This is a genomic window from Rhodococcus sp. OS5, from assembly GCF_056837585.1.
The window spans coordinates 2072754-2085269 of sequence record NZ_CM166368.1; the positions used below are offsets into that span (position 1 = coordinate 2072754).

Consider the following 12516-nt stretch of genomic DNA (forward strand, 5'->3'; position numbering starts at 1 on the left):
AAAGGGGCGCGCGTGCGCGACCTCGTTGAGATCGGCATGGGTCGAACGGCCCGACGTACCTACGAGTTGGACGATGTGAACATCGTTCCCTCCCGGCGAACTCGTTCGTCGAAGGAGGTGTCGACTGCTTGGCAGCTCGACGCTTACAGGTTCGACATTCCTGTCCTCGCACATCCCACCGACGCGTTGGTCTCGCCGACTTTCGCGATCGAGTTGGGTAAGCGCGGCGGCCTCGGTGTCATCAACGGTGAAGGCCTGTGGGGCCGTCACCCCGATGTCGAGGAGAAGCTCCGGCGTCTCGTCGAGATCGCCGAGAAGGACGGTGGCGTCGACGCGGCCATCCGCTACTTGCAGGAGCTGCACGCGGCACCGCTGCAGGCCGGTCTTCTGGCAGCTGCGGTGGCGCAGGTCCGTGATTCGGGGGTCACCACTGCCGTTCGCGTCAGCCCGCAGAATGCGCGCGCACTGACGCCGGAGCTGATCAAGGCGGGAATCGACCTCCTGGTCGTCCACGGCACGATCATCTCGGCCGAGCACGTCGTGCACACCGAGCAGGAACCGCTCAACCTCAAGACGTTCATCTCGGAACTCGACGTTCCGGTTGTCGCGGGTGGGGTCAGTGACCACCGCACCGCGCTGCACCTGATGCGTACCGGCGCTGCCGGTGTCATCGTCGGGTACGGGTCTACCGAGGGTGCAACCACCACCGGTGAGGTCCTGGGCATCGGCGTTCCGATGGCCACGGCCATTGCCGATGCTGCAGCAGCCAGGCGCGACTACCTCGACGAGACGGGTGGACGCTACGTCCACGTCATCGCCGACGGTGACATCGCAACTTCGGGTGATCTGGCGAAGGCCATCGCCTGCGGTGCGGACGCTGCCGTTCTGGGCACGCCGCTGGCCGTGTCCGCCGAGGCGCCGGGTGGTGGCTGGTACTGGCCGTCCGCTGCGGCTCATCCTTCGGTTCCGCGTGGAGCACTTCTTCCGGTTTCCTATGGTGAGCGTCCGAGTCTGGACCAGGTTCTGAGCGGCCCTTCGGACGATCCGTACGGTTCGCTGAACTTCGTCGGTGGTCTCCGTCGGTCGATGGCGAAGGCCGGATACTCCGATCTCAAGGAGTTCCAGAAGGTCGGGCTGACAGTCCGCGCGTAGTTTGTACCTTTCTGTGGCCCCGGTTCTTCGTGAACCGGGGCCACAGTTCGTTGTGCAGGACTTTCTTCCGTTCCTGATACTTGCGGTTACGCTTATGGGGCCCCTTGTGGTGGTAGTCACAAGGGATAGGTGCATACTGGCGGGTAACTACGGTTCACGGTGGAGGTGTCCTGATGGGCAAGCAACGGGCAACGGACTACGACGTACTGATCGTCGGATCCGGGTTCGGCGGAAGCGTGAGCGCGCTTCGTCTCGTGGAGAAGGGCTACAAGGTCGGCGTCATCGAAGCCGGCCGACGGTATGCCGACGAAGATTTCGCGAAGACCAGTTGGGATCTCAAGAAGTTCCTCTGGGCTCCGAAGCTGGGGTGCTTCGGCATTCAGCGCGTGCACCTGTTGCGCGACTGCCTCATTCTCGCGGGCGCAGGCGTCGGCGGCGGGTCGTTGAACTACGCCAACACGCTGTACCAGCCGCCGGAGCCGTTCTTCCAGGACAAGCAGTGGGCGCACATCACCGACTGGCGAAGCGAGCTCACCCCGTACTACGAGCAGGCTCAGAAGATGCTCGGCGTCGTGCAGAATCCGCACATGACGCCCGCTGACGAGATCATGAAGTCCGTCGCAGATGACATGGGCGTCGGCGACACGTTCATCCAGACCCCTGTCGGCGTCTACTTCGGTGAACCTGGCAAGAAGGCGAAGGACCCGTACTTCGGCGGCGTCGGACCCGAGCGCACCGGTTGCATCGAGTGTGGCGAGTGCATGACGGGCTGCCGTCACGGAGCGAAGAACACGCTCCTCAAGAACTATCTGGGCCTTGCCGAGACAGCCGGCGCCGAGATCATTCCGATGACCACCGTGTCCGGGCTTCGTGAGGCTCGCGACGGTTCGTGGGACGTGTTCACCGAGCGAACCGGTGCATTCGGACGAAAGAACCGCCGCACCTACACGGCTGCGAACGTCATTCTCGCGGCCGGAACGTGGGGCACTCAGCATCTGCTCTTCGACATGAAGGACACCGGAGCGCTGCCCAAGCTCTCCGACAAGCTCGGCGAGCTGACTCGAACGAACTCCGAATCCATTGTCGGCGCAGGCAAGTACAAGGTCGATCCCGCACTCGACCTGACTCGCGGAGTGGCGATCACCTCGTCGTTCCACCCGAGCAGCGACACCCACATCGAGCCGGTCCGCTACGGCAAGGGATCGAACGCGATGGGCCTGTTGCAGACCTTGATGACGGACGGCGGCGGCAAGACGCCCCGATGGATCAAGTTCCTCGGTGTGGTTGCGAAGAATCCGTACCAGATGTTGCGCATGTTGACGGTCAAGGACTGGAGTGAGCGCACGATCATCGCGTTGGTCATGCAGAACCTCGACAACTCCATCACCACGTACACGAAGAAGGGCCTGTTCGGTCGACGCAAGGTCACCAGCAAGCAGGGCCACGGTCAGCCGAACCCGACGTGGATCCCGGAGGGCAACGAGGCGACGCGTCGAGTTGCCGAGAAGATCGACGGCGTCGCGGGCGGCACGTGGGGCGAGATCTTCAACGTTCCACTGACGGCGCACTTCCTCGGCGGTTGCGCTATCGCGTCGGATTCCGATCACGGCGTCATCGATCCGTACCACCGCGTGTACGGCTACCCGACGCTCAGCGTCGTCGACGGCGCAGCGGTCTCGGCCAACCTCGGCGTGAATCCGTCGCTGACCATTGCCGCTCAGGCCGAGCGTTCGGCCTCGCTGTGGCCGAACAAGGGGGAGACCGACCTGCGTCCCGCCCAGGGCAGCGGCTACGAGCGTTTGGCTCCGATTGCACCCAAGTCGCCTGTGGTGCCGGCGTCGGCTCCGGCCGCGCTGGTCCTGCCGATCGTGAAGATCACCGGCGGCAAGACAGCTACCGCTGTTCCGGCGGAGCCGGCAGCCGGATAGTTCGCCGCGAACGAAGATGGGGCGTGTCGTCGAGGATTCGACGACACGCCCCATCTCTGTTTCAGAGTGTCAGCCTCCTAGCGACCCGAACAGAGTGCCGAGGTCGAGGCTGCCGGTCCCGCCTCCGGGCCCGCCGTCCGTATCGCCGGGGACGGTCAGGGTCTGCGGCGCGGATGCGGAGGCCGTGTAGCCCGAAGCGCCCACGAATTCGGCGGTGACACTGTAGGTCCCGGAGTTGTAGAACGTCGCCGGTACCGTTGCGACACCGTTGACCACGTCGACCGGTCCACCGATGAGGGTGTCACCGACCTTGAACTGGACCTTGCCTGTGGCGCCGGACGGATCGACCGTTGCCTTGAGCGTCACCGGGGTGTTCTTCTGAACAGTTCCGACAGCGTCGAGAACCGTGGTCGTCTCGACGTCAGCCGGAGCCGGCGTCGTCACACTGACCGGGAATGCCGGGGCAGCGGACGGGGCGAATCCTGGTGAGCCCGTGAACTTCGCGACAACCTTGTGCGTTCCGGTCGAGGTGAAGGTGTACGGAGCGACGGCAACTCCGTCGGTTCCGACCGGAGCACTGACCGTTTCGGTGCCGTCGACGATGAAATCGACGGTGCCGCCGGTACCCTGCGGATCGACCTTGGCAGTCAGGTTGACGTCTTGTCCGACCTTCGCGGTCGACGGCGACACCGTGGCGGTAGTGGTCACGGCGTCCGGTGGTGCATCGGTCGTGACGGTCACGATCTTGGCCGACGCCGACGTCGACGCCAGGAACCCGGGGGCTCCGCTGTAGCTCGCGGTGATGGAGTGCGGTCCGTCCTCGGTGAAGGTCGGGGAGATGCTGGCCGACCCTCCGGTTACCGGCACGGCGTCCTCGAGTGGGTTGTCGCCGTCGAAGAACTGGACGGTTCCACCGTTTGCGCCGCCGCTCACGTTGGCTGACAGGGTGACGGGAGTTCCGTTCTTGGCGTTGGCCGGTCCGACGACTGTGGTGGTGGTTGCCTTGTCCGCCTCGATGATCCGCGTCGTGGCGAGGGGGCCTGCGCCGCTGTTGAGCGGACCGTTCTCGGCGTCACGCGGGGTGCATCGCGTGGGTGCCCAGGCGGTGATGACCAGGGTGGCCTTGGGGAGGAACGTGAGGAAGTTACGATCGTTGTTCCACGCTCCCGCGCTGCCGCCGGTGCGTACCTTCATCGCGACGTCCCCTGAATCGCCGGCCTTGAGAACTGCCTTGACCTGGGGGAGCTGGAACTGCGTGTAGCCGTCGGCATTGTTGGAACCGTCGACGTTCTTGCCGGTCGCCTTGACGACGATGCCGCCCTCGGAGTTGATGCTCGAGCTGGGGCTGTTTCCGATGACCTGGTTGTTTCCGGAGAGGCGCAGAATCGTTCCGTTGGGATCGACGTTGCCGTTCTCGTTGACGCGCAGGATGTTCGGCGCTACACCGCTGAGCCCCGCCGAAGTGCCGGGGACGATGGTGGCTTCCACCAGGGTGGCGTTCGCAGGAACGTCGACGTCGACCTTGATGCGGGAGACGTTCTGGACGGTCGCCCCGGAAGCGGAGCCGGGAAAGGCGATCGGGCCGGGTTGGATGGTGACCTCGAAGGTTTCACCGGCGCCGATGGATTCCGGTGCGTCGACGATGACCGAGCCGGACTGTGACTGCGTGGTCGGACCGGCGACAGCGGACGGGGTTGCCAGGCAACTCGTGCCGAAGGTTGTTGTCACGGGGGCCGCTGATGCGGGGATTCCCGCGAGGATGACGCCACTGGCGAGTGCCGTGGCGGCGATCGGCGCCGCGATGCGACGTCTGGAGTACACGAACATGGATTCTCCTGAGCTGGGTACGGGAGTGGTGTCCAAAGCTGATGTGGGGGACTAGCTTCCGAAGAGCGGGATGAGGCCGCTGAGCGAACCGGTGTCCACGCTTCCGGTGCCGCCGCCGTCGGTCGGTGCGGTGCCGACCTGCACGACCGTCGGGCCGGAGACGGAGTTCTTCCAACCGGCGTCGCCGACGAAGTTGGCAGTGAGGCCGAACGTTCCCTCGTCGTCGAAGGTGTGCGTGAGTGTCGCGACGCCGTTGACGACGGCAACGGGTACGCCGATGGGCGTCGTGCCGGACTTGAACTGGATCATTCCGTTTGCTGTTCCGGGTGCGACGGTGGCCTTGAGCTGCAATGCCTTTCCGACCTGAGCCGAGCCGCTGACGGTCAGAGACGTCGTGGTGTCGGCGCGGGCGGGTTCGGGATCGGTGACGTTCACAGTGAACGACGTGGACGTGGAGCCGATGAATCCGGTTCCGCCGGAGAACTCTGCCGTCACGGCTGCAGCGCCCGCTGATGCGAAGGTGTGCGGGAGGATCGCGACGCCGTCACCCGTGCCGACCGGTGCGGTACCGACCTCGGCGCCGTCGACCTTGAACGTCACGGTTCCGCTGCTCGGGATGGGGGAGACGGTGGCCGAGAGGTTGGTCGGTTCACCGACAACAGCGGTGAGTGGCTCGACAACGGTGGTCGTGGTTCCCCAGTCGGGATCGCTGACGTCGAGTTGGGTTGCGGTGGAGACGGAATCGCCGTAACCGGCCTCGCCGGTGAACACTGCGGTGAAGCTGTGGGTACCCGAAGCGTCGTAGCTGCGGGTCAGGGAAGCCGTTCCGTTGACTACAGCCACCGGTGCGCCGAGGTTGGTCTCGCCGTCTTTGAACTGCACCGTGCCCACGGCGTTTGCCGGTGTGACGACAGCGCTCACGGTGATGCTGTCACCTACCAGCGCGGCGTTCGGGGCCGAGATCGTGGTGGTGGTGTCCGCGGCGACGTCGACGGTCTGGACTCCGGAGGTCGAGCTGTGGAATCCCGGACCGGCGTTGTACGCGGCGGTGATGTCGTGGGCGCCGACGCTGTCGAAAGTGTGGGAGAGGGTGGCGCTACCGCCCGAAACCGGGACCGGTGAGCCGATGTCGTTGCCGCCGTCCTTGAACTGGACGGTGCCGCTCGCGTCGGACGGCGCAACTGTCGCGGTCAGGTCGACCGGCGTGCCGACCTTCGCCGTTGCCGGTGCAACCAGTGTGGTTCCGGTGGCGACAGACGGGTCGACTACCTGGACGTTGACGTTGATGGGGTTGAGGCCCTGCTGTGTGCTGAAGGCGTTGACGTCGAAGAGCATGCCGCTGTCGTACGTCCCGAATGCTGTGCCGACGGGGACCGTGTAGGTCGCTTCCAGCGTGACGGGTTGGTTCTTCTTGACGACGAATCCACCGACCAGGAAGGTGCAGCCGCTCGAGCACTTCGCGGAGACTCCGCCGTCTGATTCGTTGCTGATCGTGGCCCGGTTGGTCACACCCAGGTAGGTGGCCTTGGCGCTGCCCGGCACGAGGACGAATCCTGCGGGCGGGATGTCACGGATCTTTGCGATCGACCGTTCGATGCCGCTTTCGTTGTGCTTGATCTCGGTCTTGTACGTGACGGTGTCGCCTGGGTGAACTGCCGCGTTCCCGATGACACTCTTCGTGAAGATCAGGTTGTCGGTCGTGCCGGTGAAAGTGGTCGGCGGGGCTTCGTCAGCAGTGGCCGGCGTGCCGAGGACTAGAAGTCCGGCGGCAGCCGTCACAGCTGCGACAGGTATGGCGAGTCGTCGTATGAATCGACGCACAGGTCCTCCTCGAGGTGAGCGCCGTTCGGCGGCGCCGGCCGTTTGCGATCGTGATCCTGATCACTTGACGGGCGAGATTACCTTTACTGGACGTTTGGTTCAGGCGAATCGGTCAAACGTCCAGAAAATTCACCCTTCGTCCATTTCGGGCTCTGGCCTGCGATGATGCTGCCGAATTGATTGCCGAAGCTAAGGTGCGGGTGATTGGGGCGCCGTTGACCTGGACGGTGGTCTAGATCCGCGCGAGGTCGCCGCGCAGTTCTGAGGGGCGGCCTTTGTAGTGACGTACCTCGCGCTCGCTCGGCCGAGTAGCGGGCTGAGTCCATGCATGCGCAGAAGCGCTGGCTGCGGCGATTAGACTGCACCTGTGGCAGATATCGAGCAGCAGAGACCAGTTCTTGTCGTCGACTTCGGGGCGCAGTACGCGCAGTTGATCGCACGGCGAGTTCGCGAAGCCAAGGTCTACTCGGAGGTGATTCCGCACACCACGACCGTCGAGGAGATCGTGGCCAAGAACCCCTTGGCTGTTGTGCTCTCGGGTGGGCCCTCGAGTGTCTACGCAGACGGTGCTCCCAAGCTTGATCCCGCACTGTTCGATCACGACATTCCGGTTTTCGGAATCTGCTACGGATTCCAGGCAATGGCAGGCGCCCTGGGCGGCACCGTCGCCGAGACCGGTACCCGCGAATACGGCCGTACCGACATCGCGGTATCCGGCGGATTGCTCCACGACGGTCTTCCCTCGACGCAGCCGGTATGGATGAGCCACGGTGACGCCGTCACCGAAGCGCCTTCCGGCTTCGAGGTGACCGCGACGAGCGACGGTGCTCCCGTCGCGGCGTTCGAGGACCGCGCCCGCAAGCTCGCCGGTGTGCAGTACCACCCTGAGGTTCTGCATTCCCCGCACGGTCAGCAGGTCCTGAGCCGCTTCCTGCACGAGATTGCCGGTATTCCGGCAGCGTGGACGGCGTCGAACATCGCCGATGCGCTTATCGAGCAGGTTCGCGAGCAGGTCGGAGACGGACACGCCATCTGCGGTCTGTCCGGTGGCGTCGACTCCGCTGTCGCTGCGGCTTTGGTTCAGCGCGCAATCGGCGACCGGTTGACATGCGTCTTCGTCGATCACGGTTTGATGCGAGCCGGTGAGCGCACGCAGGTCGAGCAGGATTTTGTCGCGGCAACCGGCGCTCGTCTGATCACCGTGGATGCCGCGGACACCTTCATCGGTGAGCTGGCAGGCGTCACCGATCCCGAGACCAAGCGCAAGATCATCGGCCGCGAGTTCATCCGCAGCTTCGAAGGCGCAGTCAGTGATGTTCTGGGCGAGAACGCATCTCATGGTGCGACCGTCGACTTCCTCGTCCAGGGCACGCTCTACCCGGACGTCGTGGAGTCGGGCGGCGGCACGGGAACCGCAAACATCAAGAGCCACCACAATGTCGGCGGGCTGCCGGAAGACCTGCAGTTCAAGTTGGTCGAACCGTTGCGTCTGCTGTTCAAGGACGAGGTCCGTGCAGTGGGCCGCGAACTCGGCCTGCCGGAAGAGATCGTCGGACGCCAGCCGTTCCCCGGTCCCGGACTCGGTATCCGCATCATCGGTGAGGTCACCCGCGATCGCCTCGAGATCCTGCGTCAGGCAGATTCCATTGCGCGCGAAGAGCTTACGTCTGCAGGCTTGGACGGAACCATCTGGCAGTGCCCGGTAGTTCTCCTCGCCGACGTCCGAAGCGTGGGCGTGCAGGGTGACGGCCGGACGTACGGTCATCCGATCGTGCTGCGTCCGGTCTCGAGTGAAGACGCGATGACCGCGGACTGGACGCGTCTGCCGTACGAGACCCTCGAGCGCATCTCGACTCGAATCACCAACGAGGTTGCGGACGTGAACCGCGTAGTCCTCGACGTGACGAGCAAGCCGCCGGGAACTATCGAGTGGGAGTAAAAACAACTGTGCGCCTTTATTAACCCCCCGCGGTTAATAAAGGCGCACAGCAGTTTTACTTCCGGTTGCGCCGATTCGGCAGAATCACCAGCAGTAGTCCTGCCACGACGGCGGCACCGACGAACAGCCAACGGAATTGAATGTTCGCTGCCGGCGCCAGGGAGAACGGCCCGACCAACGCCCACACGCTGACCAGTAGTGCGGCCAGTCCGGCGATCAGCAGAAGTGCCGAGGGGCGCTTGGATTCTCGGGTCTCGTCGTGCTCTGTGGTCTCGTCGTATTCGCTCATGATTGCGTCACCTTCAGACTGCCGAACGTTGCTTTGGCGTTGATGGTCAGTGTGGGCGAATCCGGTGTCACATCACGGCCCGGGTGTATTCCGCCGTCGAGGCAACCTGATCCGTCACCCATGACGACGGTGCAGCTGTTCTTGACGTTGACGGTTGGTGGCACCATGACGACGAACTCACCGAACGACGCCGCGACGTCGATGGTCTTGTCCTCGGTGAACTTGACCCCGTTGAGGTCGAGAGTGAAGCTTCCGAAGGCTCCCGAGTACGACGGCTCCAACTCGGAAGCGGTTGCCGGAGTCCATCTTTGCTCACCCGAGGCGTCGAAATCGATCGGGTAGACCAACGAGGCGAGAAGCACGAAACCCACGAGCGGTCCGGTGACGACCAGCAGGCCGTACCCCTTGCGGAAGAATGCCCCGAGGATCAGGCCGAGCGCGATGACGGCGAGTCCGACAGCACCGACTCGGCCGGGAGTGAACCACTCGTTGCCGGTTGCCGCGCCCGCTGCCCCGGTGACGGCGGCGACGATGATCGCGAGTCCGAGCACTGTCAGCGTCCATCGCGAGCGACGCTTACGTGGTGGCAAAGGCAGCAGCGGCGTGGCTTTGACTGCCGGGTCCGGGAGATCCCAGGCGAACGGAGCGACACCGAGCGGATCCCAGGAGGGCGGTGTGATGGCGGCCTCGCCGATCACCTCGGTCGGATTGGCGGCGGCTGAAGCGCTCGGGTCCTTCGACAGGTTGATCGTCGGATGATCGGCCTGAGATTGCGGTGACTGTTCGGCCGGCCGTTCCTCGGGCACGTAGCTGTCGGGGAGTTTTGTGTACGGCGTGTACACGGGCGGCTGATTGGGTGCGAAGTATCCGGGAGTGAACGGCCCGGGCGTGAATCCCGTGCCTGGATACGCGGTACCCGCGCCGACGTACGGTGACGTGCTCTGTGGCAGTGCAGGCGGGACCGGCGCTCGTTGGTAGAGCAGCCACAGGCCTCCGACCATCAGAATCAGCCCGATCAGACCGGAACCACCCAGGCCGACGCCGACAGGCCCGACGGTCGTAGCCGCGATGGCGAGAGCCACCAACAAGACGATGGTCTTGGTACTGGAATCGGAGCTGTGTCCGCGGCCCATCAACGACTGTGCGGGGGACGATCCGTCACCGGCGCGGGCGAGCACCAACCACCCGGCGAGGTAGAGAAGGATGCCTGAGCCGCCGAAAATAGTGGAGGCCACAAACGCGACACGTACCAGAATGGGGTCGATGCCGTACCGGTATCCGATTCCGGCGCATACCCCGGCCACGTGACCTTGTGCCGGCAGACGCACGGGGCGGGTCCGCCACAGATCCTGGATCTGTTCTTGGAAAGTCGGATTGTTCATGAATCAATCCTGGCTTCCGGGGCGGCCTCCGCGCATCAGGGCCAACCCTGATCTTTGTGACGATCGGGGCCAGGGGCGCCGCCCTGATTCAGGGTTGGACCCTGATGTGAGTCCGAGTGGTTCGTGCCAGTATCGACTATGTGCAATATCTGTCAGATCCGCCGTTCGTGAGCGGTCCCGCTCCCGGGTTCACGGGAGGCCCGCCCGTCAACGGGGTACCGGTGCATGCCGTACCCATGAAGAAGGGTGTGCCCATTCCGGGCGGTGTTCCATTGCGAAAGCTGGAGCGGCGCTCCGGCGGTCGCATCGTCGCCGGTGTTGCAGGCGGTATCGCCGATCATCTCGGGATCGACGTCCTGAAGGTTCGAGTCGCCTTCGCGATTCTGGCGGCGATGGCCGGATCCGGCATCGTGATTTACGGCGCCCTCTGGATCTTCACCTCAGCCGGCACGGACACCCAGAAGCCGTCCGCGGCCGAGCGGCAGCGGGCGTACGGCTTGATCGCACTCGGATTGGGCGGCGCAGCCGCGTTGTCCTGGCTGTTCAGCGGCACGGCGGGTTCGGTGCTCGCACCGTTCTTCGTCGTCGCGATCGGTGCTGCTTTGGTGTGGCGCGAGTTCGACTCCGACGGTCCCCGGACCGTCATCGGCTTGCCGCAGCGGCCTACCGTTCTCACGTGGGCGCGGGTGGTCGGGGGAGCGACCTTGATCATCTTGGGTCTCGGCGTCGTCGTCCTCGCTCAGGTCGACCTCGAAGCACTGCGCTCGTCCCTGCTGGCCGTGGTGGTGACGCTGATCGGTGTCGGATTGTTGACGGTGCCGCTGTGGCTGCGGATGTGGCGGGCTCTCGGCGCCGAGCGTGCGGCTCGTATTCGCAACGACGAACGTGAAGAGATCGCCTCGCATCTGCACGACTCCGTACTTCAGACGTTGGCGCTGATTCAGAAGCAGTCCGACAATCCGCAAGAGGTGGCGCGCCTGGCCCGTGGTCAGGAACGCGAGCTGCGCAAGTGGTTGTTCAGCGGCGGGGATATCGACCACACGAGCCTGACCGAAGGTCTGAAGATCATCGCCGGTGAAGTGGAGGACCAGCATGGCGTCACGGTCCGCCCCGTCACGGTCGGCGACGTACAACTCGAAGGCGAAGGCGTCGAGAACGGTCTGCCCAAGGAAGCGTTCACCGCGCTCCTCGGTGCGACGCGTGAAGCTCTCGTGAACTCGGCAAAGCACTCGGGGGAGAAGGAAATCAATCTTTTCGCCGAGGTCGAGGGCGACCAGGTTAGTGTGTTCGTTCGTGATCGCGGAGTTGGATTCGACGTCAATGCGGTGCCGGAGGACCGTCAGGGCTTGGCCAAGTCGATTCGTGGTCGCATCGAGCGACGGGGTGGCCGCGTCGTGGTTCGATCCGACATCGGAAAGGGCACCGAGATCCGCGTGCACATGCCGCTCGGTGACTCTGCTCTAAAGTGGGACCAGACTGCTGACCGTGTCGACAACCCCGAGGAACAGCCCCAGTGACTTCGCTTGCGCCGCCCCCGTACCGCGTATTTCTTGTCGACGATCATGCAGTGTTCCGCTCCGGGGTGAGGGCGGAACTCTCGCGCGAGGCAGACATGGACGTAGTCGGTGAAGCCGGTGGCGTCGCTGAGGCGATCGCGGGTATCAACTCGACGAAACCGCATGTCGTTCTGCTCGATGTCCACATGCCTGACGGTGGTGGAGTGGCAGTTCTGCGCGGAATCGATTCCGGCCCGGTGTGCTTGGCGCTCAGCGTTTCCGATGCGGCCGAGGACGTGATCGCGGTGATCCGCGGCGGCGCGCGCGGGTATGTGACCAAGACGATCTCGGGATCCGAACTGGCCGAGGGTGTACGACGCGTTGCCGGTGGTGACGCAGTGTTCGGGCCTCGCCTGGCAGGCTTCGTACTGGACTCCTTCACCGGGCGTTCCAACGCACCCGAGCCGCAACTCGATCCGGAACTCGACTCGCTGACTCCGCGAGAACTCGAAGTGCTCAGATTGCTGGCACGTGGGTACACCTACCGTGAAATCGCCGAGGACCTGGTGATTTCCGTGAAGACGGTCGAGACTCACGCATCGAACGTTCTGCGAAAGACTCAGCAGTCCAATCGCAATGCGTTGACGCGTTGGGCACATCGCCGCCAGATCGACTGAATTCC

General features: G+C 64.3%; 9 protein-coding genes. 5 read left to right on the forward strand and 4 right to left on the reverse strand.

Features of this window, described 5'->3' with window-relative positions; genetic code table 11:
- Nucleotides 1–12: 12 nt before the first annotated feature.
- Both ACVZUB_RS09595 and ACVZUB_RS09600 read left to right on the forward strand, forming a co-directional pair.
- A complete protein-coding gene (locus tag ACVZUB_RS09595; RefSeq protein WP_003940976.1) occupies nucleotides 13–1152 on the forward strand; it encodes a GuaB3 family IMP dehydrogenase-related protein in 1140 nt (379 codons plus the stop codon).
- A 173-nt stretch (nucleotides 1153–1325) separates the two neighbouring features.
- Nucleotides 1326–3080: a GMC oxidoreductase gene (locus tag ACVZUB_RS09600; RefSeq protein ID WP_003940689.1), complete on the forward strand. Its 1755-nt coding sequence runs from the start codon at nucleotides 1326–1328 to the stop codon at nucleotides 3078–3080.
- Nucleotides 3081–3149: 69 nt separating this feature from the next.
- On the opposite strand, the gene ACVZUB_RS09605 is transcribed toward ACVZUB_RS09600, so the two are convergent.
- Both ACVZUB_RS09605 and ACVZUB_RS09610 read right to left on the reverse strand, forming a co-directional pair.
- Nucleotides 3150–4907, reverse strand: coding sequence for an Ig-like domain-containing protein (locus tag ACVZUB_RS09605; RefSeq protein ID WP_003940813.1), 1758 nt, complete (start codon nucleotides 4905–4907; stop codon nucleotides 3150–3152).
- A gap of 51 nt (nucleotides 4908–4958) precedes the next feature.
- Complete coding sequence (locus ACVZUB_RS09610) at nucleotides 4959–6728, reverse strand: Ig-like domain-containing protein (RefSeq protein WP_211920492.1); 1770 nt, start codon at nucleotides 6726–6728, stop codon at nucleotides 4959–4961.
- Between the two features lie 367 nt (nucleotides 6729–7095).
- On the opposite strand from ACVZUB_RS09610, the gene guaA reads away from it, so the two are divergent.
- Nucleotides 7096–8667 (forward strand): glutamine-hydrolyzing GMP synthase, encoded by a 1572-nt coding sequence (gene guaA / locus ACVZUB_RS09615; RefSeq protein WP_007727510.1) that lies wholly within the window; start codon nucleotides 7096–7098, stop codon nucleotides 8665–8667.
- Between the two features lie 55 nt (nucleotides 8668–8722).
- Here guaA and ACVZUB_RS09620 read toward each other — a convergent pair whose 3' ends face one another.
- Nucleotides 8723–8956, reverse strand: a complete 234-nt coding sequence (locus ACVZUB_RS09620; RefSeq protein WP_003940832.1) for a hypothetical protein — start codon at nucleotides 8954–8956, stop codon at nucleotides 8723–8725.
- Nucleotides 8953–10338, reverse strand: coding sequence for a PspC domain-containing protein (locus ACVZUB_RS09625; RefSeq protein WP_007727507.1), 1386 nt, complete (start codon nucleotides 10336–10338; stop codon nucleotides 8953–8955). The genes ACVZUB_RS09620 and ACVZUB_RS09625 overlap by 4 nt, the downstream gene beginning before the upstream one ends.
- A gap of 236 nt (nucleotides 10339–10574) precedes the next feature.
- Between ACVZUB_RS09625 and ACVZUB_RS09630 the strand changes: the two genes are divergently transcribed.
- Together ACVZUB_RS09630 and ACVZUB_RS09635 are read left to right on the forward strand one after the other, a co-directional pair.
- Nucleotides 10575–11855, forward strand: a complete 1281-nt coding sequence (locus ACVZUB_RS09630) for an ATP-binding protein (protein ID WP_037125680.1) — start codon at nucleotides 10575–10577, stop codon at nucleotides 11853–11855.
- Nucleotides 11852–12511 carry a response regulator gene (locus ACVZUB_RS09635; RefSeq protein WP_003940972.1) on the forward strand — a complete coding sequence of 220 codons (660 nt, stop codon included), beginning with the start codon at nucleotides 11852–11854 and terminating at the stop codon, nucleotides 12509–12511. The genes ACVZUB_RS09630 and ACVZUB_RS09635 overlap by 4 nt, the downstream gene beginning before the upstream one ends.
- The last annotated feature ends 5 nt before the right edge of the window (nucleotides 12512–12516 follow it).

What these genes read in the sequence shown, in the direction of transcription:
- ACVZUB_RS09630 (WP_037125680.1), top strand. Translation starts at nt 10,575, where the DNA reads ATGAAGAAGGGTGTGCCCATTCCGGGCGGTGTTCCATTGCGAAAGCTG.
- ACVZUB_RS09620 (WP_003940832.1), bottom strand. Translation starts at nt 8,956, where the DNA reads ATGAGCGAATACGACGAGACCACAGAGCACGACGAGACCCGAGAATCC.
- ACVZUB_RS09625 (WP_007727507.1), bottom strand. Translation starts at nt 10,338, where the DNA reads ATGAACAATCCGACTTTCCAAGAACAGATCCAGGATCTGTGGCGGACC.
- ACVZUB_RS09600 (WP_003940689.1), top strand. Translation starts at nt 1,326, where the DNA reads ATGGGCAAGCAACGGGCAACGGACTACGACGTACTGATCGTCGGATCC.
- ACVZUB_RS09605 (WP_003940813.1), bottom strand. Translation starts at nt 4,907, where the DNA reads ATGTTCGTGTACTCCAGACGTCGCATCGCGGCGCCGATCGCCGCCACG.